Annotated in this window: 1 protein-coding gene; it reads left to right on the top strand. The window is 38.6% G+C overall.

Going from position 1 to position 2,194, the window contains the following annotated elements; genetic code table 11:
* Positions 1-639: 639 nt before the first annotated feature.
* On the top strand, positions 640-1,389 hold the full coding sequence (locus HQN85_RS14405; RefSeq protein WP_173273504.1) for a hypothetical protein: 750 nt from the start codon (positions 640-642) through the stop codon (positions 1,387-1,389).
* Positions 1,390-2,194 lie beyond the last annotated feature (805 nt).

Genomic DNA, 2,194 nt, shown 5'->3' with positions numbered 1-2,194 from the left:
CCTGAGCGTATCCTAAGGAAGTACCACCACCAACCTACCTTGCTAAGGAACGTATCGCGTCATACCCAACTCGATTGGGTATCTTAATGCATAATATAATAAGCTTTACGGTTCCCGCCTTTGCGGGAATGATGGGTAGGTAAAATAGCAAAGTTTAGGAAAGATGATGAAATAATTAGTATAGGTTTTTCGGCTTGAAGGATGGTACTAGTCCTTTGGGTTAATATAGTTTTCTTTTTTACATAGATAGTTTTCCTTTTTACATTAGTAGGTTTCTTTTTTACATTGGCAGTTTTCCTTTTTACATAGTTGGGTTTCTTTTTTGCATAGCTAGATTTCCTTTTTACCTTGGTAGGTTTCCTTTTTACATAGTTGGGTTTCTTTTTTGCATAGCTAGATTTCCTTTTTACCTTGGCAGTTTTCCTTTTTACATAGTTGGGTTTCTTTTTTGCATAGCTAGATTTCCTTTTTACATAGGTGGGTTTCTTTTTTACATAGCTAGATTTCCTTTTTACCTTGGTAGGTTTCTTTTGGTAAAAGGATGTTCACCTAAAAGACTAGAAATTAGCAAGTTTGAGGCTGTTTAAATTATATATCTTGGTCTTGTTACAAGACGCATCTATCTTATAATTTAAAACAATGTCGAAAATCTATGAAACGGGCCATGCTAAAAATGTGGCAAACTTTGAAACTTTAATCTCTTTCGTGATTGGTTATGGCGCAATTTACAATCCATCGAATACATTAATTGGTGTTGGGAATATGCAAGGACAATTGGCAAAAGCAAAAAATGCAGTTAATGATTTTTATGAGTTGTTTGCAAACTTGTCTAATGCTGTTGTGGCTAGAGAGGTGGCATTTAGGTCTATAAAAAAGTTAAGTACTCGTTTGTTAAATGCCTTGAAAGCTACAGATACGCCCATACAAGTTATTGACAATGTAGCTGCAATAAACAGGAAATTGCAGGGTAAAAGGGCTTCGGGTAAATTAACGGATGAAAGGAAAGCCGAATTGCTAGCGCATGGAAAGGTTGTTAACCAGGTTTCTGCTTCGCAATTGAGTTATGATAATATATTGGATAATTTTTATAAACTGATACAGCAACTTGATTCTATACCACAGTATAAGCCAAATGAAATAGAGTTGAAGGTGGTTACGTTAACTTCACAATGTGCTACACTGCGACAGTTAAATGCTGCTGTTGTTACGCATGAGGTTGCACTTGGAAATGTGCGTTTACTGCGCAATGAGGTGATGTATAATTTGGAGGTTGGCTTGATTGCTAATGCGCAACAGGTAAAGGCATATTTGAAATCGGTGTTTGGGGCAACTAGTGAGTATTATAAACAGGTTTCTGGGATACCATTTAGGATGATGAGGAATTTGTAGCATTTATGGTAGGTTAAGGGATGGTTTGGATGCTTTAAGATTCCCGCCTTCGCGGGAGTGACGAGCTAGGCGATAAGGATGTTGGCTCAATTTACCTTTAGGTTTAAAATGCGATATCAAAGGGTTTGATAATTGCTTTAAGATTGCTTCGTGCCTCGCAATGACGGGTATCGTAATGCAGTTTAATAAGCATTACGTTTCCCGCTTTCGCGAGAGTGACGAGCTAGGCGATAAGGGTGTTGGTTCAATTTACCTTTAGGTTTAAAAATGCGATATCAAAGGGTTTGGTAATTGCTTTAAGATTGCTTCGTGCCTCGCAATGACGGGTATCGTAATGCAGTTTAATAAGCATTACGTTTCCCGCCTTCGCGAGAGTGACGAGCTAGGCGATAAGGGTGTTGGTTCAATTTACCTTTAGGTTTAAAAATGCGATATCAAAGGGTTTGGTAATTGCTTTAAGATTGCTTCGTGCCTCGCAATGACGGGTATCGTAATGCAGTTTAATAAGCATTACGTTTCCCGCCTTCGCGAGAGTGACGAGCTAGGCGATAAGGGTGTTGGTTCAATTTACCTTTAGGTTTAAAAATGCGATATCAAAGGGTTTGGTAATTGCTTTAAGATTGCTTCGTTCCTCGCAATGACGGGTATCGTAATGCAGTTTAATAGGCTTTAGGGTTCCCGCTTTCGCGAGAGTGACGAGCTAGGCGATAAGGGTGTTGGTTCAATTTACCTTTAGGTTTAAAAATGCGATATCAAAGGGTTTGGTAATTGCTTTAAGATTGCTTCGTTCCTCGCAATGACGGGT

The organism is Pedobacter boryungensis, from assembly GCF_013204825.1.
Classification (GTDB): Bacteria; Bacteroidota; Bacteroidia; order Sphingobacteriales; family Sphingobacteriaceae; genus Pedobacter; species Pedobacter boryungensis.
The sequence above is the reverse complement of the archived record's forward strand: the minus strand, read 5'-3'. Positions and strand labels throughout refer to the sequence as shown.